Below are 24432 nucleotides of genomic sequence, written 5' to 3' on the forward strand. Positions count from 1 at the left end.
TCGTTGCGCACAGCGACCCATGCGCTGCGGTGGGGCAATATGCCGCGCGTTGCCGTTGCGGTAAGATGCCACGACAATAGGGCGATGCGGCAATGTGCATGAGGCGCGTCACCGGTTCATCGTCCCGTGCCGCTGTCTCTTTGATCCAGACTATCCGTTCGATGCAACGCTTATCCGATTCATTCGCCGCCATGCCTCGGGTCAACCCGCTCGATGCGGCATTTTTTTTCGATTTCGACGGCACGCTCGTGGAACTGGCGGGGGCGCCGGATCGTGTGGTCGTCGAGCCGGTGCTCATCCAGTTGCTGGATGGACTGCGCAAAGCATCGCACGGCGCGCTCGCGGTGGTGTCCGGGCGCGGCATCGACAGCATCGACGTGCTGCTCGCGTCGGACGCACTGGCAAGCCTGCCCATCGCGGGGTTGCATGGCGCCGAGCGGCGCGATGCGAATGGCGACGTGTTGCGCGTGGGGTTCAACGATCCGCGGCTTGCGAGCATCGAACGGGAACTCGAGCGCGTGGTGGGTGACAATCCCGGCATGCTGCTTGAGACCAAGGGCGCGGCGCTTGCGCTGCACTATCGGAATGCACCGGATCGAGAACCGGTGGCACGACGCGAGACCGAGCGGTTGTGCGTTGAGTACAGCGATGCGTATGTGCTGCAGCCCGGCAAGATGGTGTACGAAATCAAGCCAAAGCATGTCGACAAGGGGCGGGCGATCGCAGCATTCCTTGATGAGCCGCCGTTCGTGGGTCGCGTACCGGTTTTTGCGGGCGATGACCTGACGGACGAAAAGGGCTTCGACGTGGTCAATGCGCGCGGCGGCGTGTCGATCAAGATTGGTGACGGCGATACGCGGGCCGGCGCCAGACTTCCTTCGGTCACCGCGTTCCGTGATTGGCTCGCGACGCTGATTGGCGCGCGGCCGACGCGTGCATGAAGCGCCGGATGCCCGGCAACCTGTACGGTGCCGTATGAGCCGGCTGATCATCGTTTCAAACCGGGTTGCGCCGATTTCTGAGGGGGGGCCCGCCGCCGGCGGACTGGCGATCGGCGTCTATGACGCGCTAAAAGAGACCGGCGGCATGTGGTTCGGCTGGAGCGGCGACACGCAGTCCGGCCCGATCGGACCGATTAAGCTCGACGAGCGTGGCCCGGTGACCTTTGCGACCATCGCGCTGTCCCGGCGCGACTACGAACAATACTATCGCGGCTTTTCGAACGCGATGCTGTGGCCGACGTTCCACTATCGCTGCGACCTTGCCCATTTCGAGCGACAGGAGTTTGACGGCTACCGCCGGGTCAACCGATGGCTGGCGGACCAGCTAGTGCCATTGATTCGACCCGATGATGTGATTTGGGTCCACGACTATCATCTGATTCCGTTTGCCCAGGCGCTGCGTGCGCGGCACGTGGCGAACCGTATCGGCTTTTTCCTTCATATTCCGTTTCCGCCCGCGCAGTTGCTGTTGACCATCCCGCCGCATGAGGAGCTGATGCGGGCGCTGTGTTGCTTCGATCTGGTGGGTTTCCAGACTGAAGGGGATCTGCGCGCATTCGTCGACTACCTCGAGCATGAGGCACATGGGCGGGTCGAACGCAGCATCGACGCCAGGGTATGCAGCGTGCGGGCTTATGATCGCACGCTGCGCGTTGGCGCCTATCCGATCGGCGTTTACCCAGACGAGATCGCGCAATTGGCCGCGGCCGGCGAGAGCGCTAGCTACGTGCGTAATTTGAAGGCAACGCTGCATGAGCGGCAACTGATCATGGCCGTAGATCGGCTGGACTATTCGAAAGGGCTGGTGGAGCGGTTCCGTGCGTTCGAAAAGCTGCTCGAGACGAAGCCTGCGCGCCGCAACCAAGTGTCATTCGTGCAGATCGCGCCACCGACCCGCGCTGACATGAACGCGTACCAAGACATCCGGCTGCAGCTCGAGGCGGAGGCGGGCCGGATCAACGGACGTTTCGCCGAATTGGATTGGGCGCCGATCCGCTACATTCACCGGCAGTACGAGCGACAGGTGCTGGCCGCGTTGTTCCGGATATCCGATGTGGGCTACGTGACGCCGCTGCGCGACGGCATGAATTTGGTGGCTAAGGAGTATGTGTCCGCGCAGGACCCCGACGATCCGGGCGTTTTGGTATTGTCACGCTTCGCCGGCGCCGCGCAGGAACTGCACGGCGCGTTGATCGTCAATCCCGCCGACCTCGCGGGCATGGCTGAGGCATTGGATCGCGCGCTGAGCATGCCGTTGGTTGAACGGCGGCAGCGTCACGCGGATATGATGACGCAGTTGCGTGAGAACAACGTGTCTGTGTGGCGTGATCACTTCCTCGGCGACCTGCGCTTGCCGGCGCCGGGCACAGGCTGATAGCTTAGCGCGCCGTCGAAGAGGACGGCAGCGACGCACACGCAGCGACGCCCACACGTAGCGGTGGGACGACTGCGCGAGCCGGGCTCCGCCAGAGATGCGCCAGCCGTGTTGCCAGAGACGCGCCAGCCTCGTTAAGCGTGCTCGACGAGTCGCAGTTCGGGGTCATGGGCCGCTGCGCGTCCCGATTGCTTTGTCAACAGATCCCGATACGGGCCGGGCCGGTTCTTCAGCTCGTCCGGCGTGCCATCGTCGATGACCTTGCCCGCGCTCATCACGATGATCCGGTCAAAGTTCTGCAGCGTCGAGAGCCGATGCGCGATCGCTACCACGGTGCGGCCCCGCATCAGCCGGTCCAGCGCCTGCTGGATCGCTTCCTCGGATGCGCTGTCCAGTGCAGACGTCGCTTCATCCAGCAGCAGGATCGGGGCGTCCTTCAGGATGGCGCGCGCGATCGCGATGCGTTGACGCTGTCCACCGGAGAGCTTGACGCCACGATCGCCAACGATTGTCTCAAACCCCTCGGGCATCGCGTCGATGAAGTCCGTGCAGCGGGCTTCGCGCGCCGCGGCGAGCACTTCCTCGCGGGACGCATCGGGCCGGCCATAGGCGATATTCTCATATACGGTTCGATGGAACAGCGAAATATCCTGCGGCACCAGGGCAATGGCACTGCGCAGGCTGTCCTGCGTGATGCGTGAGATGTCCTGTCCGTCGATCCGGATCACGCCGCCCTGTGGCTCGTAGAAGCGCTGCAGTAGCGTCAGTACGGTGGACTTGCCGGCGCCGGACTTGCCTACCAGCCCCACCCGCTGACCTGGTTCGATATGCAATTCGAAATGATCGAGAATTGGGCGGCGTCGCGGATACGCGAACGTGACCTGCTCGAAATCGACGCGTCCCCCATTCGTGTTCAGTTCGGTGGCGTCGTTGCGGTCGGGCATCTCATGCGGCTCGAGCAGCGTCTGCACAGCTTCGGATAGCCTTGCCACATGCTGCGTGACATCCACCAGCGCGACCGCGAGGTCCCGCGTGCCGTGCAGGATCGTGAAGCCCAGCGAGCTCACCAACACGATGTCGCCGGGGGTTGCCTGCCCGCGCGTCCATAGCCACAGTGTCCAACCGAGCAGCCCGGCCGAGAGCAGTGCCGTGATCACCGCGTGCAACAGCCGCAGCTTCTCCAGGTACAGCAGGCTTTGCTGGCGTGCGGTCATCTCGGCGCGCACGGTCATGCCGAAGCGCCGCTGCTCGCGCAGCGTCATGCCGAAGGCGCGCACCAGCGCCATATTGCCGATCACGTCGACCAGTTCACCGTCCACTGACGCGGCGCGCGTCGCGAAGGCCTGGTGACGCGCGCTGCCGTGTCGAGCCAGCTTGAACAGCACGATCGCCAGAATGGCGGAGGCTACCAGCAGTGTGCTGGCCATCAGGGGGTTGACCGCGAAGATCATCACGATCGCGCCGCACACGGCGATACAAGGCGGCAGCACATTCCACGCCATCATGTTCTCGGCCGTGTAGACGGCATTGGACGTGGCAGTGATGCGGCTGGCCAGCATCCCCGGCTGCTTTTCGGCAAAATAGGTCGGCGAATGGCCGCTCAGGTAGCGGAACAGGTCCTTGCGCAAGTCGCCTGTGACGACCACGAATGTATGCGCGGCGATCCAGCCGCCGACCCGCCATAGCAGGTTGTCGGCGGCAATCAGGCCCACCAGCAGCCCGAACGCGCCCCAGAGCTCGAGCGGATGATTGCGGCCGTGACTGAGCACGTCGATCAAATGCTTGATCGCATACTGCGACGCAAGCGCGCAGCCGACTGCCGCGAATACGCTGGCCAGTACGGTGGCATGCGCGACTGGATGACGCCGGATGTAGCGAAACAGGAATGCCAGCGGACGATGAGCGTAGCTCGCCAGCCGCGTATTGCGCGCATTGCGTTCGGCCGTCGTCAGGCGCTCAGTCTGGTCGGGGTAAAGCGTCGAATCGGTGTTTGCCATGGCGAGTACGGTGGCCTCGAACAGTGGTGACCCTGGCAGGCGGGCTGCCAAAGGCGGGATTGTAAACGCGCCAGGAACGGTTCAGTCGGGCGACGTGCGAATCGGCAGGCCAGGGCACGTAGGGCGATGGGCCCCGACGGCAGCCGATCGGGCATGGTCAGCAAACGACATGACGTGTCCGTATACCACTGTATTTTAAGATACAATGACCGGCGCAGACTGCGCTGATTGACCGCGCGTCGTGTTGCACTGCATTCAATCGCGCAGCCCGACGCTCGGCCCGCGTGGCCAGCCCTGCAAACAATCTAAAACAGCCGGTTAGAACAAGGCTTAGCAAAGTGTATCAATACTGTAACAAGGTAAAGACTTTGAAAGGCAGGTCTGGATTTGTGCTATGCGGCATCGATAATCGAGCCCTGGTCAGCCCCTAAGCAGTTAAGTCCCTAGGCAGTTTTGCCGAACAGTCAACGGCTTTACGTTTCGAGCGTTTATGGCTTGCGCACCGTCAGAAGGCGATGGCATTGAACGCAGCAGACGGATCAGGCCGAGAGATGGGGCAACTGCACCGCGCTGTTGCAGTAAGACCGGCACGCGCTCGCGCAGATGGCGCAGGTGGGGCGGGCCGGGCGGCAAACCGGGGGGCCCTGCGCCGTATTCAACCAAAGCAGTCACTTCGCCTGACTTTTTTAGGAGTTTACCGACATGCGAATCGCTCAAATCGCGCCGCTGCACGAGGCCGTTCCCCCAAAGCTGTACGGTGGAACCGAGCGCGTTGTGTCCTATCTCACCGAAGCGCTGGTCGAACTTGGACATGATGTGACGTTGTTTGCCAGCGGCGATTCGCAAACGTCGGCCACGCTCGATGCGGTATGGCCGCAGGCGTTGCGACTGGATCCGTCGATCCGCGATACGATGGCGCCACACATGTTGCTGCTCGAGCAGGTGCGTCGCCGCTCGGAAGCGTTCGATGTACTGCATTTTCATATTGACTACTATCCGTTCCCGCTGTTTTCGCGCCAACCGGTGCCGCATTTGACGACATTGCACGGCCGGCTCGACTTGCCTGAGCTGCAGCCGATCTTCAACGTGTTCAACGACGTGCCGGTCGTGTCGATCTCCGATAACCAGCGTAATCCGTTGCCGCAGGCCAATTGGCTCTCGACCGTGCATCATGGTTTGCCCATCGATCTGCTCACGCCACGCACCGACATTGAGCCGAGCTATCTGGCCTTCCTGGGTCGTATTTCGCCGGAAAAGCGCGTGGATACCGCGATCCGGATCGCACAGCAGTGCGGCATGAAGATCAAGATCGCCGCGAAGCTCGACAAGGCCGATCGTGCATATTACGAGGAACAGATCAAGCCGCTGATGTCGCTGCCGCATGTCGAGTACGTCGGCGAAATCTCGGAAGCCGAGAAGGCCGAGTTCCTGTCGGGCGCGCATGCGTTGCTGTTCCCGATCGACTGGCCGGAGCCGTTCGGTCTGGTGATGATCGAGGCAATGGCTTGCGGCACGCCCGTGATCGCATTCAAGCGCGGGTCGGTGCCGGAAGTGATCGAGAATGGCGTGTCGGGCTTTGTCGTCGAAGACGAGTTGAGCGCAGTCGCCGCGGTGAACCGGCTGCACACGCTGTCGCGTGCCGGCGTACGGGCGGCGTTCGAGGCCCGTTTTACATCGAAGGTGATGGCGCAACGCTACGTTGATGCGTATGAGGAACTGCTGCGCCGCAGTCGTCGCACGGTGCTGCGCGAAGTCGCCGCTGGCTAAGCAAGCCACATTGGGCTGGCTCGACGAGCCCGCTGCCTCCGTCCAATGCCCACGGCTGTCGATGCCGTGGGCGTTTTTGTTTGCGCGGCGATTGCCGCGAGTCCTTATAATGTGCCGCTGGTGCAATTGCGGCGGCCTGCAGGGGGGCTGTGCGACAAACAGGAGAATAACTTGCCGAAGGTGATGCAGCCGAGCCGCCATACTGTGCCGGGCGCCGCGACGATTTTCGCGCTGCGCGCGATCGGACTCGCGTTGCTTGCACGCTGGTTGCACTCGATGTCGCAAATGGGCTTCGTGCCCGTGTTGACCGACATTGCGTCGTCACCGTGGGCATGCCTGAACGTCATCCTGCTGTTCCTGCTGATCACGCTCCCCGGCGCGCAGGCGCGGGCTGAGCGGCCATTCCATCCGTTGCCACAATGGTTGCGGCAGGCATTGCGCTGCTTCTCGCTCATTTGCTTTTTATTTGCCGCATGGTCGATCGGACTGTTTATCTGCGCTGCGGGGCCGAAGGCGGCGCTGCGCGCGATGGCCGACAGCAACGGATGGCTCGCCGTATCGCCGGGGCTATATATCATGGTGGCATGGATTTGCCGGCCCCGGCCACTGTGGCGGTCTAATTTTGCTGCGCGGCGCTTTGCGATCGGCCGCTATGCGGTGTCGCTCGACGTCACCACGCGTACCGTCGTTGTTTGGGCCGAAAGCCGGAAGGTTGGTCAGTACGACGGTCGTGAATTGTCGGTGCGCATCGTCCACGAGCATGTACCGATCCGCGCATGGCGGCGATGGGTTCGCGCGGCACAGCCTCGTGCCGATTTGCTGTGGAACTCGCCCGCCGCGGCCGGCCACAACCGGCAACTGGTGATGCGTGCAGTGCTCAAAAAAGACGCGGATCGTACCGCCAGCAAGGCTTTGGAGAAGGCGCTTGCGTCGCTCAGTGCTGTGTGATCCCTGTCTGTCAATAAATTGGGTTGAACTGCTAATCATATCGTCAGCGCGCTTTCGAAGCTTGCCAGTTTTCCCTTGTGCGTACGAGCTAGCGCTAGCAGGTACGTGTCGGTCAACTGTGCGGTCGATAGCCGCCGGCTTGCGTCGACATGGTCCGCGTCAAATAGACTCAAGTCATCAAGCCTAAGGGGATGGCCTGGACGAGTGCGCAACTGCGCGACGAGCGGCGCGGCAGTGGACGGCGGACCCATTGTGTTGGCCCAGGATCCCTTACTGACCTCGCCTTGGAGCACAACTTTTTTCCGTGGATAGCGTCAAGCCGAATGGCCATTCGGGCGCGACTTTGACCAGGTCATCATGATCTAACTAATTGATTCTATTGATGGTGCACTGCAGCTATCGTGCGAAAAATCTGAATCTTGACGACGCCCGGGTGGGGGAAACGTACCCAACATCAGGGGTTTCAATGCGCTTAATGGTTCAATTTGGACGGATTAAGGAAAGATAGAAAACTTGGTTCTTCTTAGTCCTTGTTTTATAGTAATTGTTATCTCATTAATTAGTTACGCACACGAGGGCAAAGGCGTTATGCCCGGATGCGTAGCGAGACTGTGGTAGAACGATGAGATGATGACGGGGCAGGCGTGTCTTGGCGCTTGGTTCCTGTTTCATAAAAATGCTGTCTGGAGCAAATAAGAATGACGAAGTACCCAGTCTCACACAAATGGCGTCGTACTCATGCGACGCACCCGCTTTCTCTTCTTTCTAGTCCCCAAGCCGCTTATACGCCGCACGCTATGTGGTGTGTCCATGGCACGTCATTGTGACGATTGGCATTGAGGTGAAGACACGTTGGCCATCATCGTTGCGATGATCCAATTTCGACATAGCACTTTTTGCTAGAGCGGTAAACGCTTGTGGTTTAAGTGCGGCGATCCATTTGATGCGTCTGGCTTGACCACACGTAATCGGTGAGCGTGCGTGCTAATAGGGTGAAGCGTGTCCCAGACCTACAATAAAGGCGGCACCACGGCCTCGCCGATCATGCCTGCATTTTTGTGCTTGGCCAATGCATGGCTGCGATCCGCGGCGATTGTCTGACTCCGGCACACAACATAGATTAAAAATGGAAGGGGCCCACCGGTGGTGTTCTGCTCAACTGGTGTGCTGTAGCGCTAGCTATACGGTGATCTCCAAACCTGTCGTAACGGTGTGCCTGACTGGAACGTACGGTCAAGGCTGCCAACCCACATGGTTCGCGCTATGCGCGTAACTAAACTACCAATAAAGGAGTCCTATGGACACCCCAATCAGCCCCTTAATCGACCGCGTCGAGCAACTGCATGAGCTTCCCGGGGAACTGGCCACGCTAGGCTACCACTCCGTGTTCGATGTGGTCCATGTGCCACGTGAGCGGTTTATTCGCCTGCATCGTAATACGTTAGGTCGCCGCGCGGAAAAGATGTATGACTTGGCCATCGGCTATGCGCACCAAGTCGTCCACCATTTTCGGTATAACCGTGTGACCCGCGCGGTCAAATCGACGCTACGTGGCCCGTTTTCGATGCCCGGGCCGGATTTCAAAAATCAGTTTCCGGACACAGATTGGCAGAAAAAAGCGCCCAACGGTGCGCCTGAGGCGAATGATGGGCCAGCGGCGTATTTGACCCACCTCTATGCGTTGGCTCTTAAGCAGGAAAAGGCAGGCGCTAGCCAGCTGATGAATACGTTAGCTGATCGACGTCCGGATCTAGGTGAATTAAAGGTGGATGATGCCGCACTCAACGAAGTGATTCCACAGCTGCAACTTGTCAACGAAATTCTTGCTGCAGCGATCAAAAAGAGTCTCACTGCAACGATCCAGGATGAGGACCAATCGAATGACCTCGACGCGGTGAATGCGTTGCTGGCCACCACCCGCTATCCAAACAATTTGCCGTACCACTATGGGCATCAGCAGATTCAGGCTGCCCAATCGGTGCTTGGCTTGACGCTGCAGGAAGTGCTACTGCCGCACACGGGCACTTTTCCGCGGAAATTTTGGACTATTACTGACGAGCTGCCGACGAAGGATGCCGAAGATTTGAAACGCCTGCAGATCATGGCCAGTCAGCTCGCCCCGGAACAGCAAAAAATAATTATAGAAAAAAATTCTGACTGGAGTACATTTTATAAGGACAACTATGGAGACGATTCTCTAAAAGCTAGCAGCTTTGCTGACATGGAAGTTTTCACTGCTCGTACCAGCCTTACTGTCCTGCAGGTTGAGCGATTGCTGTGCACGACGGCGGGCGGTGCTAGGGTTGTTTTGTCTGAGAACGTTAAGGAGGGGGATACAGCTGAACCCTACTCGTATGGTGCATGCTTTATTCATGCTGGCGAAACCCCGAGCATTACCATGAGCAAAAATCAAGACTCTGGGGTGCTTACGCTCAACGATTCAGCTTTGAATAACGATAGATTGGACCGCATCAATCGAATCGTGCGGTTGCAGAAGTGGCTCGAGTTGCCGTATGAAGACGTCGATTTGCTCGTAACATCCGCGATGCGCGCCGAGGGGGAAGCCAATAACGCGTTGTCGATGAATGACAACACGCTGCGCATGTTGGGAGTATTTAAGCACTATCAGAGGACCTATGGCGTGTCGGCTAAGCAGTTCGCTGCGTGGCTTTATGTGGTGACACCCTATGCGATTACACCGAACACACCGTTCTTCGACCAAGTGTTCAATGTCAGCGGTGCATTCGATACGCCGTTCGTCGTTGACAATCAGGACTTCGACTACACATCAGCGACGGACAACGACGGGGATGGCGCCCGTGTGCAGCAAATTAGCACGGCACTAGGTTTAAACCACCGTCAGTTCTTACTGTTTGCCGATAAGATTGCGCAACAAAAAGGCGGTTCAAACCAACATAAACTGAAATGCAATTTGTCGGTAGTATCAGCCTTTTACCGGCTCGCCACGCTTGCGCGGGCGCTGAGCCTGACTGCCGAAGAATTTTTTGTGCTACTCGGTCTGATAGATGCCGACTCAGGCTTGGTTTGGAAACAGTTAGCCGATCAGCCGGGTATTATTCCGTCATCTTCAAATGAGGTTCAGGTTGGCAGTGACATACTGTGGATTTTACAAGCACTGAGCACAATTGCACAGTGGCAAAAGCAACATCGGTTAACGACGCAAGCGGCAAAATTCCTCACTACGCCTTGTGTGCCAAGCCTGCCTGTCAAAGGTAGCTATGGTTATGTACCACCAGGATCATTAGGCACTGGTATAACGTATCTTTCCATTGGTTGGAAAAACCTTACTTATGATTTTTTAACGGGGCAACTGAAATTAGTGCAGCAAATTGCCTTCAAAACTTTTGCATTGGATTCTTTTTCTAGTTTCACATGCGACTACCCGATTCCGGAAGGGTTTGAGCGGGATGGGAGTTTAAGTTGGGGCAGAGATGGAGGTGAATCCGTGCCTTTAAATGAAGGTTATGGACAAAATGATTCAACGCTTTTTTATGTTGAGTCATGCGACTTTAATTTTGAACAAAATAAAATTTATACAGTGAACATTCCGCTTAAAGGAACGTTTAATGAAATTTCTGTGCTGAATTCGATTCAATCGAAAGTAACCGCTATGCTTACTCCGGGTTACGGATACTTGTTGCCACCATTTTATACTTATCTTCCTTTCTGTCAGGGAGTTTTTGTCCAAAAAGTGTTGAATAATAATATTATTGTGCGAGGCGCGACTGATCAATTTGATTTTATTCAGCAGGTATGCATCAATTTAAAAGGCACGTTCGTCGATGTTGCGATGCTGAATCGCAGTGGCGCGCCGGTGGTGGATGATGGTAATAAAGCCATTAACTGGCTTAGTTTGTTATCCCCCGACTTGCTCGACCTGGATGTTGTAGCAGAAGATAGTGACTCTAGCAAGTCCAAGTATGGTTTAGTGAAGGACGTAAAAGATATCGAAAAGACGGTAAAAGCGGTGCTCAAAGCAAATTTTTATGTTAGCGGGAGTTCCGACCCGGTAAGCGGTAAGCGGCCCCTTTCTGACAAAGTTCAGGCCCACGCAATTAAATCGTTGACCAACACGCTGCTTCAGGCAAGGCAAGCTCAATATGGGGTAGCGATAGGCCTGTTGGCCCAGTCGCTAAATGTCAGTCAATCGCTGCCGACATTGCTGCTGCGCTGGTTCGGGCAAAGCGTCTACAGTTGGCTAAAAGACACGTGGACGTTAAACAACAACAAGGAAGCAAAGCTTGAGTCAGCGGCCGATATTCCAGAAAGCTATCTGCTTCAATTGCGCGAGGTGGTACGCCGTGCGCTGCTTACTACACAGTTCGCACTCAGCCCCGCGCTGGTACAGACGCTATTGGACCATCCGGAGTATTTTGGCTTCACTAAAGAAAACGTCAGTTGCATCGACTTACATGCACTCTACCAGTTTAGCCGCTACCATGATCTATTAACCCAAGTAGGTGCAGTGCATGGTGGTACCGAAGACGATGTGCTGGCCTATTTGCGGGCTGCCAATGCGAGTGAACCATTGAGCAGCACAGACGCCGCTAAACTGCTGGCGCCATTGCTAGGGTGGGAACACGATGAAGTGCTGAACGCGTGCTCCATGTTTGACGGCAAGATCGTTAAAACTATTGCACAACTCGATACGGTACTGCGGCTGCAGCAGGCTCAAAAGCAAACCGGTCTGAGCGTACAACAGCAGCAGCAAGGTTTTTTATTGAACCGAGACAGCACTTATAAAGACTGGCAGAGCGTGGGCCGCGCGCTCGTCGCTGGGGTATCGCATCTGAAGGGTAAACACTGATAAGAGCCAGGTGAGCGCCGCAAGAATCGGCTATCCGTGTGTATGGGTGGGTGTTCGGGCGATGGATTCGCGCCCGATCCTCTATAAAAGGTAAATAAGAATGCTATCGACAATCGAGAAACAGCTGAATGAATCGCAGCGCGACGCGCTGATTACAGGCTACCTGACGTTTGTGGCGCCGAACTTGAAAGACGCCAACGGCCAAATACTTGACGGCCAACAGGTTACAGTCGAAGATTTGTATGAATATTTGTTAATTGATCCAAAAGTCGGCGATGAAGTTCAGACGAGCCGGGTCGCGCAAGCGATTGCGAGTGTACAGGAGTACATGACGCGTATCATCAACGGTGTCGAGCCGGGATTTCAAGCGGTCAAGTCGTCAGTGGTTAATGTTTGGCGCGAGACGGATAACCAGTATGCGATTTGGGCCGCCAGCGTAGATGTGCAGAACTACCCGGAAAATTATATTTCGCCGACCACGCGTCTGGAAAAAAGCCATTATTTTAAAGAGCTGGAGACGACGCTGAATCAAAACCAGCTCGATCCGGATCGTGTACAAAATGCGGCGCTCGCGTATCTAAACGAGTTCGAGGCGGTCAGTAACTTGACTGTGCTCAGCGGTTACATCAATCAAGACGACTTAAGCCAAGCCATCTACTACTTCATCGGGCGGACTACAACCAAGCCGTACCGATATTACTGGCGGCAAATGGATTTGAGTAAAAATCGTAAAGACTGCCAGGCGAAACCCGTTACACCAAACTGCTGGAGCGACTGGCAGCCGATTAATTTACCGCTCTCGGGCGATAACGTGCTCGAGCATACGGTGCGGCCCGTGTTTTACAATAATCGCTTATTTGTGGCGTGGGTCGAGCGCGACCCGACGCCGCAAAAAGGCAAGGATAATGAGAATACGAAAAAGCATGCCTATCGTGTAGTCTTCGGCTACAAGCGCTACGATGGCTCATGGACGGCGCCGAACAGCACGACCCTAGCGACTCATCAAGACGGTGATAAAGTTAATGGTAACGACAAGCATGAGTCCGAGCGCATCGCGCTAGTGGTGGATGAAGCGGTGGACGAAAACGGCGAGTCGGTCCAACTTCGTGACATTAATTTACTCGCGACGACTGATCACAGTATTGATCCGGGCGGCGCGACCGAAAGTAATCCGTATGGCCGACTGATGCTCGGTGTGTTCGTGCGAAATTTTATAATCGAAAACGATACGGAAAAAAACGTCCCAGACGTATATGGCTATCTGTACTGTGATTCAGCCTTTAACCGTCGTGAATTGATGCCGCTGCTTAAGAGCCAGTTGTTCGCCTCCTTTAAGGACAAGACCGACACGAAGACGCTGCAGTATGGGATTTACCAGGAGAAGTATGTAATCGAGAAGGTCGAACCCTACGGTGAAGAGGAAGAGGCGCCCGATGGCAACAATATCCACTGCTCAAGTCCAGACGACCTTGGTGACTGGTGGAAAAAGATTTCGGATCTTGTTGCAACGGAAACTGGTCCGACGTCGCGCGTCTATATGAAAGACTCGCAGACGATGTGCATTGAGATGGCGCTCGAAGGCGACTTTCTAAATGATTTTGAGTTCAATGGACAAGAAACTACTTCAGGGAGTAGTACGGGTTACGGTTTTTGTCGGCCTAACGGTAAGGCGGGCGTGACTATTCGCTATAACGATAACGATTTATACACGTTTGAAAATACTGCATTTCGATATGATGTAAATTTATTTGGATTAGGGGGCTTATCCGATGGATCTAATGCTATTGTTTTTCCTATTGATTGGAGTGGTACTTCGTATGATATAATAAATATTGATATTCAATCAAATAAAATTAGATTCTCTGGGTCTGGTGCATATTCTGAAAATCTCGATCTATCGGGAAGGAGGCTGTCAAATAAAGCCATGAACTTTGCGATAGAGAATAAATTATTTGAGCCGTACTTTCGTGACGGTGATACGAACAGCGTTCCAGCCCAAATAGAAAATTTTGATAAAACCGCCAAGATACGCAAATTCTTCGAGTTGATCCAAATTTGGACGCCCAAAGGCGATAATCATTGGTGGGCCGGCCCGGACTCTACGCCCGAACTCAAGGCTAATTCGACCGCAGCGCATTTTGCTCATGAATACACACTATCTGAAAGCGATTTTACAGCGAGTGAGCACTATCTGAGTGTTAACTTAATCGTAAAATGGGATCACTTCGACCACATCTCCGGAGCACGGGGGGCTCAACATGGCGTCTGGAGGTGGTTCAAAGTCTACGTCGAGAAGCGGGACCTCGACGCGCCGGCCAACCTGCCGCAGTTGAAGTCACGCTATGATAGCAAGCGCGGCCTGGTTCAGTACTTAGATTTTTGCGACGATTCGCTACCAGCTAAAACGCGCCTGAATACGACTTTCGTGCGCACGCTGATCAAGAAGGCAAACCTGGGCCTCGATAGCTTGCTCGATTATACATTGCAAGCTGACGCCTCACTTGAGGCGGACCTTGTGACCGACGGTAAAAGTGAGGCGATGGACTTTAACGGCGCCAACGGCTTGTATTTTTGGGAATTATTTTTTCATATGCCGTTTCTGGTGGCCACGCGCTTTGCAAGTGAACAGCAATTCGATCTGGCGCAAAAGTGGTTGCATTACATCTTTGATCCGTCGGCGCGTAATAAAGGTAGAGACCCCGAGTCAGGCGTTACCCCGCCCGATTACTGGAACGTGCGACCGTTGATGGAGCACCATGGCGATTTATCAAAATTGCTGGCCGATTCGCTGGATCCGGACACTCAAGCGTATGCGAACCCTGAGGTGTATCAAAAGGCGGTGTTTATTGCCTATGTCCGCAATCTGGTCGCGCAAGGCGATGTGTGGTATCGACAGCTCACACGTGACGGGCTCACCCAGGCACGCGTTTATTATAATTTTGTGGCGGAACTGCTTGGTTCCCGTCCTGATGCGTCGATCAGCAGCAACTGGCAAGCACGGTCATTGGGCACACTGGCGGAGAAAGAAACTATTGAAAATTCCGCTATACGTCAGTTTGAGCATACGCTTGATCCTACCGTCTTGCCGGCCCTGCCGGGTCGCTATACGAGCTATTTGAGTTCGGCCGACCACCCGTATTTCACCGATCCACTGAACACGCTAATGCTGTCGCATTGGGACACACTCGAGGCGCGCTTGTATAACCTGCGTCATAACTTGACTGTGGACGGCAAGCCGTTGTCGCTGCCGCTGTATGCCGCACCGGCTGACCCAGTTGCGCTGCTGAGTCAGCGTGCTCAAGCTGGCACGCTCAGTGCAGGAGTGAGCGGCGCGATGCAGATTGTGCCGCCGTATCGATTCAGCGCGATGCTGCCGCGTGCCTACAATGCGGTCGCGACGCTCAGCCGCTTTGGCGAGACGCTGCTCAGCCTGCTTGAGCGCAGCGAGCGCGCGGGCCAAGAAGAGCTGGCACAACAGCAACTGCTTGATATGTCCAGTTACGCGATCACGCTGCAACAGCAAGCGATCGACGGTCTAGTGGCCGACCGCGCGGCGCTGCAGGCGAGTCAGGCGACCGCGCAACTGCGCCATGATCGCTACTATGCACTGTATCAGGAAAATATCTCTGACGCCGAGCGAACAGTGATGGACACTCATACGCTTGCACAGGGCTTTTTTGCCGGCGCACAGGGGTTACAAATTGCGAGCGGCGCGCTCAAGGAAGTGCCCAATATTTACGGTTTTGCGGACGGAGGTTCCCGCTACGAGGGCGCGACTGAGGCGGTGGGTGGCGTGATGCAGTTGCAAGGTCAAGTCGCGACACTGATCGCTGATCGTTTGGCCACAGCGGAAGGTTATCGGCGTCGGCGTCAGGAATGGCAGATCCAGTACGAGCAGGCGCAGGCAGAAGTCGATGCATTGACTAAACAGCTCGATGCGCTGGTGATTCGCGAAAAAGCGGCCCGCACCGCATTGCAGCAAACGCAGGCGCAGCAGGCGCAGGTGAAGGCGATGCTGACCTATCTCAAATCGCGCTTTACACAGGCGACGTTGTATCAATGGTTGTCTGGCCAGTTGGCCGCCCAATACTATCAGGCGTACGACGCGGTGGTTTCGTTATGCTTGTCCACGCAGGCGTGCTGGCAGTACGAGATGGGGGATTTTGCGACGACCTTCATTCAGCCAGGCATCTGGAACGACCACTATCGAGGCTTGCAGGTTGGGGAGACTTTGCAGTTGAACCTGCACCAAATGGAAGCGGCGTATCTGGCGCGGCATGAGCGGCGTTTAGAGGTTACGCGCACCGTGTCGTTGAAGGACCTCCTAGGAGATGACTTTAAGATACAAAGAGGCAAAGGCTGTTTTGGATTTGACTTAAAAGAAAAATTGTTTGATGGTGACTATCCGGGCCATTACCTGCGTCAAATTAAGTCCGTGTCCATTACTTTGCCAACATCGTTAGGCCCGTACCAAGATGTAAAAGCAACGCTAACGCAAACGAAAAGCAGCACGTTGCTGCAGGCCGATCTGAATGGTGTGAAGTATTTGATTAAAGGTCAAGGTGGCACGACCGACGCGATTATCACCAACCTGCGGGCGAGTCAGCAGATCGCACTATCGTCCGGTTTGAACGACGCTGGCCAATTTGAGTTGAACTTTAGCGATGAACGTTACTTGCCGTTCGAGGGGACGGGGGCGGTGTCCACTTGGGAGCTGAAGTTTCCGCGCCATGATAGATCGCCACAATCTGATTTGTTGGCTCACCTTGACGACGTGATCGTGCATGTACGTTACACCGCACTGGATGGCGGAGAGAGCTTTGCGCACGCTGTGGAAAAGCTGTTGAGCTAATCGATTAAGCGCTGATCAACGCACAGTTATGCCGGGACAATTGCCTTTGTGTGATGGTCCCGCTTTCCTACCAACTACTGACACAGTGGCTGGCGCACTCCCGTTAGCCACTTTAAGGAAGCAACCGATTATGCAGATGGATTCGACTGTTTCCATCCAGGCTCCGACTTTACCCAAAGGAGGCGGAGCGATTCAAGGCCTGGGCGAGTCACTGAACCTAGGTGGCCCCAGCGGCACCGCTTCGTTGACGCTGCCCTTGCCGATTTCTGCGGGCCGTGGCTACGCACCCGCATTGACCCTCGCGTACAGCAGCGGCAATGGCAATGGACCGTTTGGTATTGGCTGGGACGTGGGGCTGAGCGCGATCCGCCGCCGCACCAGTCGAGGCGTGCCCCAGTACGATAGCACCGACGCGTTTGTTGGGCCGGACGGTGAAGTGCTGGAGCCGGAACGGAATGCCTCTGGCGTTATTCAGACTACGCAGTGTTCTACATTCCGGGGCAAAGTGCTCAATGCGACCTTTACCGTCACACGTTATTACCCGCGTATTGAAGGGGCATTTAACCGAATCGAACGATGGCAATGTCAGGGTGCCGCCGATTTCTGGCTGATCCACGGCGCCGATGGACAGTTGCACTGCTTGGGTAAAAATGCTCAAGCGCGCATCGCTGACGCAACTGAACCCGATGAGCGGATTGCCGAGTGGCTAATTGACGAGTCGCTGTCGCCCACCGGTGAGCATATTTGTTACGTGTACCAAAGCGCTCAATCGGCCGGAATTACGGAGGATGACGGGCGCAATACCCAAGCGAATCGGTATTTAACACGCGTGCATTATGGCAACCAGACTGCCTATGAGGGCTTATACACGTGGGCCGATTTATATCGCAACGAAGAAGACCAGCCAAAAGACAGTATCAACTGGCTTTTTACGCTGGTGTTCGATTATGGTCAGCGTGGCATAGACGCACGTATTCCACCGTCGTTTGACGACAAAAGCCAAATCTGGCCACTTCGGCCAGATCCTTTTTCGCACTACCGCTATGGGTTTGAAGTGCGAACGCATTATTTATGCCGTCAGGTGTTGATGTTTCATCATTTTGAGCCGGAACTAGGCGAACCGGACAAGCTGGTGAGCCGATTGCTGCTCGAATATGATGAAACGCCCATCATGAGTTGTTTGCAGGCCGCGCAGCGCTTGGCCTATGAGCCGCAAACGTCTGCTTTACAAGAGCTGCCACCGCTGGAGTTGGGCTATACGGCTTTTGCTCCTCTGCCTGCTGCGCCTACGTGGCAGCCATGGCCGGTGCCAGAAGGACCGGACCAGGCCCCCTATCAGCTCGTGGACCTGCACGGTGAAGGGTTGCCCGGCATGCTGTATTGCGTCGGCACCGATTGGCGCTATCGGCCGCCGGTGCGAGATGCTCAAAAGCCAAAGCAGCCCGATGCCGTCACTTACGATGATTGGCAGACTTTGCCGCAGGTGCCTGCGCTGCAGGGGCAGCATGCGACGCTGATCGATATTAATGGCGATGGCCGGCTCGAATGGCTGGTGACGCCCCCGGGCGGGCCGTTTGGCTATTACACGTTGGGTGCAGATCGCAACTGGTCAGCTTTTACGCCGCTTACGCAATGGCCGATTGAATACCTGCATCCGCAGGCGACACTGACCGATTTGCATGGTGCAGGCCTGCCGGATTTGGCGATGATCGGGCCCAAAAGCGTGCGTTTATATATCAACCAGCGCACTGGGTTTAGCAAGGTGTACACGACGCAGCAAAATCACGCTGTTTCGCTACCGATTCGCGGGCGTGATGCGACCGAACTCGTTGCGTTCAGCGACGTGCTCGGCTCAGGGCAAGGGCATTTGGTTAGCGTGCGCCACGATCAGCTCACATGCTGGCCCAATCTAGGCAATGGTCGGTTCGGCGAGCCGTTGACGTTACGCAGCTCCCAACCGTTTGATGCAGAACAGACGTTTGATCCGCACCGGGTCTTTCTGGTGGATGTAGATGGCTCAGGTGCGGCCGATCTCGTGTATGCCCAACCGAGCTGTCTGCGCCTGTTCTTTAACGAGTCCGGCAATCGGTTTGCTGAGCCGATCGAGCTTAAATGGCCGGATGGCGTGCACTACGATGATCTGAGTCAGCTCAGCTTCGCCGATGTGACGGGCCAAGGCACCACCAGCGTGATTCTGAGCCAATTATACTCCGGACCCGATCTTGCGCCGCAGCACTGGCGCTATGACTTCGCGCCAGCCAAGCCTTATTTGCTCAATGCGGTGGACAATAGCCGAGGTGCCCAAACCACCTTTGAATATCGCAGTTCGGCGCAGGAATGGCTCGATGAAAAGCAGGAGCAAGAAAATGCGGTGTCCGGCTTGCCGTTTCCAGTGCATGTTGTCTCGCGCATTACCCATACGGACGCGATCACCGGCAGTCAATTGACGCAATGCCATCGCTATCGCAAAGGGGTCTATGACGGTCGAGAACGAGAATTTCGCGGATTTGGTTATGTGCAGAGTGTCGATAGCGCGCCCGCGTCAGCCGCTCACGGCAACGATGACGTGCAACCACCACCGCTACAGACACGGAGTTGGTATCACACTGGTCAGCATGACGATGACAACAGGCCGTATGGTGTGCCTTATGAGGACACTGCTCCGATGCCCGCCCCGTGGCTGACCCGCTTTGACGGTCTTCAAGATGTAGGCTTGGCCCTGTCTGCTAAGTCAACATGGTGGTTGTACCGAGCGCTGAAGGGCCACCTGTTGCGTCAAGAAGTCTACGGTCTGGACCGAACTGGCCACGCGACCATCCCTTACAGCGTCAGCGTATCGCGTTATCAAGTCAGAGAACAGCAGTCAGCACCGGAGAGCGGGCAAACTTCGGCTGCACCGGTCGCGTTACCGTTGGCGCTGGAGCACACGACTTATACGTACGAGCGCATCGCGCTGGATCCGGTGGTCAGCCAAAGCGTGCAACTGCAGTACGATAAGTACGGGTATCCGACCTGCAGCGTCACGATTCAGTATCCGCGCCGATTAAAGTCAATTGATTCGAACAACAATCCTTATGCTGGCACAGCGCTGCCATCGATCAGCTTAGACAGCATTTTTGATCCGCAGCAACAGGTGCTGCGTTTGCAAGAGCACCGTAGTGCCTATCTGCATCAGGACAAGCCGGATGCATGGCGGATAGGGTTGCCACATCAAGCCCGTCAAAATGCGCTGACGTTTCCTTCAGCGCATGTAGAGCTGCATCGCGAGAACCTAGGTACTTTGTTGGGTGCTGACCAGCCGCGCGTGCTGATCGGTCAAAATGTGGTGTACTACACGCCGGGGCTGCCTGACATTGTCAAACTAGTTGCGTATCACGAAACCGCGGTACTGGATCAGGACTGCGTCAAAGCCTATGCGGACAGCCAGTTTGGCGAAACAATCGAAACGCTGTTGCAAGGGCAAGGCGGGTATTGTAAGGGGCAGTACGTGCTGTCCGTGCCCGGCCAAGATGAAGAGCAGACAGCACCATTGTGGATCAGCCGACACAGCTTAACGACTTATGCGCCGCCCGCTCAGTTCTATCATCCGGTTGCGCAGCAAAGTACGACGCTCACTGGCGTTACCACGTACACCTACGATCGGTATAACTGCTGTCTGATCCAGACGCAAGATGCGTTGCAAAACGAAGTACAAGCTGAATACGACTATCGTTTTCTGGTTCCGAAAAGCATTATTGATATCAATAACAATGTTCATGAAGCGCAGTTTGATGCGCTGGGCCGGGTGATCGGCAGCGCATTCTATGGTGAAGAGCTTGGCGGGCCGAATGGCTCACAACCCATTAAGGTCGGGTTTGAATCGGTCTCGAGAGCACCCGTGTCGGCGGGCTGGACGGTGTCTGAGGCCATCGCTACTGCGTTAAAGAACGAAGCACAGCAGTCCGTAGGTGGAGGCGGGCCGGCGCAATTACTGGCCGCAATCAGCATCTACGATGCATTAAGCTGGATGGGCAACGCGTGTGAGTTTTCGATCAACGGGCAGAAGATTAAAGAAACGAATCTTTGGCAAACGCTCATAGCGCTGCGCTTTATCACCGTATCCGGCGCGGTGCGGGCCCGAGGCTGGCAATGGGCGGAGTCGGATGACACTGTCAAAGGACTGTCTGAGGACCTGCGCCGTGCATTAAAGGCTTTGTCACGTTGGCCCACTCACGACGCGACATTAACAGCGGATGCATACCCGCCCATTGAGTCGCAGCCGAAGGTCAAGCAACAAATCCATATCGCCGTCGCTTACACGGACGGCTTCGGGCGCGCGCTGCAAACCTCGACTCGCGTCCCGGCGGGCGACGCCTGGCAGCGGACAGCCGACGGTGAGCTGGCCACCGGTACAGATCTCCAAACCCCCGTCTGTGCGCCAGCCAACCCCCGCTGGAGCGTGACCGGCCGGATCGAATATAACAACAAAGGTCAGCCGATGCGCGTGTACCAGCCGTATTTTATAAACGATTGGCACTATGTGGCGGACCGCGCGCTGCGCGCCGGTGGTTATGCCGATACGCATTGCTATGACGCGCTGGGGCGTGAGGTGCGGGTCGTGACAGCGAAAGGTTATGAGCGGCGCAACCATTATTTTCCGTGGTTTACGATTGCCGAGGATGAAAACGATACTGGCGTTTTGCCAGCGCCAGAAGAGGAGCTACGCGATGCCTGACACACTTCATAGTGGTACGCCGACAATGACGGTCACGGACAATCGCGGTTTAACGGTGCGCACCGTGCAATACAATCGTGAGAAACTGGACGGCCCGCTGGACGAACGCATCACCGCAACGACTTATTCGCCAGCGGGTTTGGCGCAACGCCAGACAGACCCGCGTTTGTTCGCGCAATCCGATTCGTCGGTTCCCAATTTCAACTACGGCCACGATTTGCTGGGCCACACGTTGTGGACCCGTAGCGTTGACGCAGGCGAGCACTGGAGTGTGTTAAATAGTGAAGGGCAGCCAATCGCGCAACAGGATGCGCGTGGCACGGTGACCCGCACCGAATACGACAGCCTCGGGCGGCTCACGCAAGTCAGCGAACAGCTCACCGGTCATGATTCAATTGTGCTGACCAAATTGACTTATGGTGATGCAGATAATCGTGATCCGGAGAAAAAAGCCGCTGCGCAGCAGGCCAATCTGTGCGGTGTGGTGAGTCAGCAGTGTGACACGGCCGGACTATTGACAACACCCGGCATGACCGTAACTGGCCAGCCGCAAGCGCAGCTTCGCCGTTTACTCAAGGCGACGCAAGGTGACGCTGATTGGGGAGCGGTAACACTTCCTGAACTCGAGAACGACATCTACACGACAGCCTGGGCCTATAACGCACTGGGCCAGCCACTGACACAGACTGACGCGATGCGCAATGTGCAGCAGTCAATTTATGATGTGGCAGGCCGACTTACATCCGTTAAGCTGAAACAAAAACAGGAAGCAAATTTTAAAACGCTGCTCGCGTCGATTCAGTATAGCGCGCAAGGTCAACTCGAGCGCGAGGCGGCAGGCAATGGCGTGACGACGACCTACACGTACGATCCCAAAACGCTTCGCTTGATGCAAAGCCAGGCGAAAGATGGTAACGGTACAGTTAGGCAGCAGCTAGCCTACGAATATGACCCAGTGGGCAATATTGTAAGCATTGAAGACCAAGCGGTCGCGCCGGCGTTTTTTAATAACGAGCAAATTCAGGCCAAAGCTACATACGCATACGATTCACTGTATCAGTTGATGCGTGCGACGGGACGAGAGCAAACTGACGCGCAACAGTCCAGCCAATTGCCACCACTAATCCATCCGCCTTCGCCGGGCACACGAACTAATTACACTCGAACTTATACGTATGATCGGGGGGGTAATTTGATTGGTATCCGCGGTGAGCGGGGCAGTCGTTTTACGCAAACGATGACGATTGCGCAGGGCAGTAATCGACTCGCAGCGGTCACGGGTTCAGGTCTACAAGCGGGCAATACTATTAGCAATCTGCAATATGATGCCAATGGCAATCCGGGCACGTTAGGCACTAAGGTACTGAAACAACTGCAGTGGGATGGGCGCAATCAATTGCGTCACGTAATTATGCTTGAGCGCACGGGTGGGACGCCAAACGATGAAGAGTGGTACCAATATGACGGTAATGGGCAGCGAATTAGGAAAACCACGTCTACGTTAGCCAAGCAGGAGGACCAATCCCAGCATACCGACGAAGTGATCTATTTGCCTGGGTTGGAATTACGTCGGCTTTATAACATAAATGGTCAATTAACCGAAGAGTTACATGCTATTATGGCGCAGGCCGGCCGTACGCAGGTGCGTATATTGCACTGGAAAAAAGGCCGATGTGAAAAGATTAAAAAAAATCAAATTCGCTATAGCCTCGATAATCATTTAGGCTCCAGCATGATGGAGCTTGATCAAGAAGCGAGCTTGCTGACTTATGAAGAGTATTACCCGTATGGTGGTACCGCAGTGTGGGCGGAAAAATGCGATATTGAAGCGAAATACAAAACCATCCGCTATTCAGGCAAGGAGCGCGATGCAAGTGGACTCTACTACTATGGCTTCCGATACTACGCGCCATGGCTCGGACGATGGCTCAATCCCGATCCCGCCGGTACCGTCGACGGACTCAATCTCTTTAGAATGGTCGGAAATAATCCTATTTCTCGACGAGATCCAATAGGACTAATGCCAACTCAATCGGATTGGGACGAGGCCTCGTCTTCTAGTTTGGCTACGACCTCTCCCCCTACTCTACAGTATTTGGCGAAACAAGTTGCCGGTAATTTGACGAAATATAAACCAGAAGATATTTTGGAGTTCCATGGTGGAATACGAGAGTTGAGGGGGCAAGCTTATGCCACATGGTTATGTGGAAGCTGAAAATCATATTTCTCGGGCAGAGAAGGCTAATGCTACAAGAAGAACGAGAGGAAAGGAAGAAGCTCCGCCAGACGCACTTTCATCTGTTGCAAACAAGGTTTACGAAAAAATTTCTATTTATATTCCGACAAATATAAAATCAAAATCAAAAAAGGCAAATTTTGTATCAATTTCTAAAAACTCGAATATATACGCCGGCATTGACATTGATGTAGCTTCTGGTGGTGGGCTTCGGATGAATGAAGAGCGTAGCGGGTTAATCGGAGTCCCGTATAAAGGATCGAAGAACCCTTGTGATCCTATTTTGGAGTACGACGTCGATAAAAATGAACTTATTTTTAGATCAATGTCAAAAAGCGATTATGAACACCTGAAAAGTACAAGAGAATTGAAGCCAACAACAGAAACATCCATCTCTCCGGCGATAGCCTACTCTTTAGAATACGCATGCCCCGAGGCCAGCGAAACCATTCAATTCATACTAAAACCTGGGACGTCTGAAGAGCTTCAAACTATTGGTTTGTCAATGGGTAAAGCGGCAGAAGAAAGATTCCCGACAATGACAAAAAGTCTTGGTAAGTGGGCAATGACTAACGCACAATTTAAATCAGAAGGAAAGCAAATGACAACTCAGCTTGGGCAAGGTGATGCAATTAATATATTTAACAAATGCATCGTTGACTATAAGCCAATTCAAAGAATTTTCAAATAAATTTAGCAAGAGTGAACGGCAGT

Annotated in this window: 11 protein-coding genes; 9 read left to right on the forward strand and 2 right to left on the reverse strand. The window is 55.2% G+C overall.

The genetic code is table 11. The annotated features are described in order from the left end of the window. Nucleotides 1-191: 191 nt before the first annotated feature. Nucleotides 192-941, forward strand: coding sequence for a trehalose-phosphatase (gene otsB, locus KQH60_RS03860; protein WP_237575232.1), 750 nt, complete (start codon nt 192-194; stop codon nt 939-941). A gap of 34 nt (nt 942-975) precedes the next feature. Continuing rightward, entirely contained in the window at nt 976-2376 is a 1401-nt protein-coding gene (gene otsA / locus KQH60_RS03865; protein WP_237575233.1) for an alpha,alpha-trehalose-phosphate synthase (UDP-forming), read from the forward strand. Nucleotides 2377-2510: 134 nt separating this feature from the next. Here otsA and KQH60_RS03870 read toward each other — a convergent pair whose 3' ends face one another. Continuing rightward, the gene (locus tag KQH60_RS03870) at nt 2511-4373 is read right to left on the reverse strand and encodes an ABC transporter ATP-binding protein (RefSeq protein ID WP_237575234.1); all 1863 of its coding nucleotides are present in this window, start codon (nt 4371-4373) and stop codon (nt 2511-2513) included. Between the two features lie 702 nt (nt 4374-5075). Here KQH60_RS03870 and KQH60_RS03875 point away from each other — a divergent pair. Beyond that, nucleotides 5076-6140, forward strand: coding sequence for a glycosyltransferase family 4 protein (locus KQH60_RS03875; protein WP_237575235.1), 1065 nt, complete (start codon nt 5076-5078; stop codon nt 6138-6140). A gap of 183 nt (nt 6141-6323) precedes the next feature. Beyond that, nucleotides 6324-7088 (forward strand): hypothetical protein, encoded by a 765-nt coding sequence (locus tag KQH60_RS03880; protein WP_237575311.1) that lies wholly within the window; start codon nt 6324-6326, stop codon nt 7086-7088. A gap of 35 nt (nt 7089-7123) precedes the next feature. Here the strand turns inward: KQH60_RS03880 and KQH60_RS03885 are convergent, their stop codons facing one another. Further along, on the reverse strand, nt 7124-7381 hold the full coding sequence (locus tag KQH60_RS03885) for a hypothetical protein (RefSeq protein ID WP_237575236.1): 258 nt from the start codon (nt 7379-7381) through the stop codon (nt 7124-7126). Nucleotides 7382-8385: 1004 nt separating this feature from the next. On the opposite strand from KQH60_RS03885, the gene KQH60_RS03890 reads away from it, so the two are divergent. From KQH60_RS03890 to KQH60_RS03910, 5 genes are all read left to right on the forward strand, one after another. Continuing rightward, nucleotides 8386-11916, forward strand: a complete 3531-nt coding sequence (locus KQH60_RS03890) for a Tc toxin subunit A (RefSeq protein WP_237575237.1) — start codon at nt 8386-8388, stop codon at nt 11914-11916. Nucleotides 11917-12016: 100 nt separating this feature from the next. Further along, nucleotides 12017-16768, forward strand: a complete 4752-nt coding sequence (locus tag KQH60_RS03895) for a neuraminidase-like domain-containing protein (protein ID WP_237575238.1) — start codon at nt 12017-12019, stop codon at nt 16766-16768. 136 nt (nt 16769-16904) lie between these two features. Beyond that, nucleotides 16905-21482: a SpvB/TcaC N-terminal domain-containing protein gene (locus tag KQH60_RS03900; RefSeq protein ID WP_237575239.1), complete on the forward strand. Its 4578-nt coding sequence runs from the start codon at nt 16905-16907 to the stop codon at nt 21480-21482. Continuing rightward, nucleotides 21475-23697 (forward strand): RHS repeat-associated core domain-containing protein, encoded by a 2223-nt coding sequence (locus tag KQH60_RS03905; RefSeq protein ID WP_237575240.1) that lies wholly within the window; start codon nt 21475-21477, stop codon nt 23695-23697. Before KQH60_RS03900 ends, KQH60_RS03905 begins: the two co-directional genes overlap by 8 nt. Further along, nucleotides 23672-24409, forward strand: a complete 738-nt coding sequence (locus tag KQH60_RS03910; RefSeq protein ID WP_237575241.1) for a hypothetical protein — start codon at nt 23672-23674, stop codon at nt 24407-24409. Before KQH60_RS03905 ends, KQH60_RS03910 begins: the two co-directional genes overlap by 26 nt. Nucleotides 24410-24432 lie beyond the last annotated feature (23 nt).

The organism is Mycetohabitans sp. B8 (genome assembly GCF_021991875.1).
Lineage (GTDB): Bacteria > Pseudomonadota > Gammaproteobacteria > Burkholderiales > Burkholderiaceae > Mycetohabitans.

What these genes read in the sequence shown, in the direction of transcription:
- otsA (WP_237575233.1), top strand. Translation starts at nt 976, where the DNA reads ATGAGCCGGCTGATCATCGTTTCAAACCGGGTTGCGCCGATTTCTGAG.
- KQH60_RS03875 (WP_237575235.1), top strand. Translation starts at nt 5,076, where the DNA reads ATGCGAATCGCTCAAATCGCGCCGCTGCACGAGGCCGTTCCCCCAAAG.
- KQH60_RS03890 (WP_237575237.1), top strand. Translation starts at nt 8,386, where the DNA reads ATGGACACCCCAATCAGCCCCTTAATCGACCGCGTCGAGCAACTGCAT.
- KQH60_RS03880 (WP_237575311.1), top strand. Translation starts at nt 6,324, where the DNA reads ATGCAGCCGAGCCGCCATACTGTGCCGGGCGCCGCGACGATTTTCGCG.
- otsB (WP_237575232.1), top strand. Translation starts at nt 192, where the DNA reads ATGCCTCGGGTCAACCCGCTCGATGCGGCATTTTTTTTCGATTTCGAC.
- KQH60_RS03895 (WP_237575238.1), top strand. Translation starts at nt 12,017, where the DNA reads ATGCTATCGACAATCGAGAAACAGCTGAATGAATCGCAGCGCGACGCG.
- KQH60_RS03910 (WP_237575241.1), top strand. Translation starts at nt 23,672, where the DNA reads ATGCCACATGGTTATGTGGAAGCTGAAAATCATATTTCTCGGGCAGAG.
- KQH60_RS03870 (WP_237575234.1), bottom strand. Translation starts at nt 4,373, where the DNA reads ATGGCAAACACCGATTCGACGCTTTACCCCGACCAGACTGAGCGCCTG.
- KQH60_RS03905 (WP_237575240.1), top strand. Translation starts at nt 21,475, where the DNA reads ATGCCTGACACACTTCATAGTGGTACGCCGACAATGACGGTCACGGAC.
- KQH60_RS03900 (WP_237575239.1), top strand. Translation starts at nt 16,905, where the DNA reads ATGGATTCGACTGTTTCCATCCAGGCTCCGACTTTACCCAAAGGAGGC.